Origin of the sequence: Sphingomonas sp. SRS2, assembly GCF_000971055.1 — a bacterium.
Classification (GTDB): domain Bacteria; phylum Pseudomonadota; class Alphaproteobacteria; order Sphingomonadales; family Sphingomonadaceae; genus Rhizorhabdus.
Genome location: NZ_LARW01000022.1, coordinates 1 through 544, shown reverse-complemented (window position 1 = coordinate 544; position 544 = coordinate 1). Strand labels below are relative to the sequence as shown.

The 544-nt window shown below is 60.5% G+C and carries 1 pseudogene; it reads left to right on the top strand.

Annotation, left to right across the window (positions count from 1 at the left end):
- Window positions 1-244 (top strand): annotated as a pseudogene (locus WP12_RS00125) (IS110 family transposase); the annotation flags it as partial.
- Between the last annotated feature and the right edge of the window lie 300 nt (window positions 245-544).

Below are 544 nucleotides of genomic sequence, written 5' to 3'. Positions count from 1 at the left end.
GCTGGCCCGCACCCACCTGGTCAACGCTGCCACCGTGATGATGGCGGCCACCAAAACGTTCAGTTCGCTTAAGGACTGGGGCGTGCGGCTGTCGAAGAAGATCGGCTTCCACAAAGCGCGCATCGCCGTCGCCCGCAAGCTCGCGATCATCATGTTCGGGTTGTGGCGCGACGGCACGCATTTCCAGTTCAAGGCCGATACCGTCGTTGCGCATCGGGAGATGATGCAGGCAGCGCGGGGTTAACCAGTTCCACCGTGAGAACGGCTGGAAAGATCCTCCCGGGAGGCGGAGGGATCGGGGACTCCGGTTATAACATTAGGGCAGCAATGACCCTGAGCTACGGTTGATGGAGCCCCACCCTTCGATACGAGTGCCCATATTGAGGCGTGCGAGCCACATGGATCTCGATCCATCGCACGACCCCGAAGAGACTGTTGCACTCCGGGAAGATCACCCCAGCCCTTGCTCGAAAGGCCAAGGCATGATCTGATTATCGTGACGGCATTGCCGCGCACCCCGAAGCGGGGACCTCAGCTAGAGAAT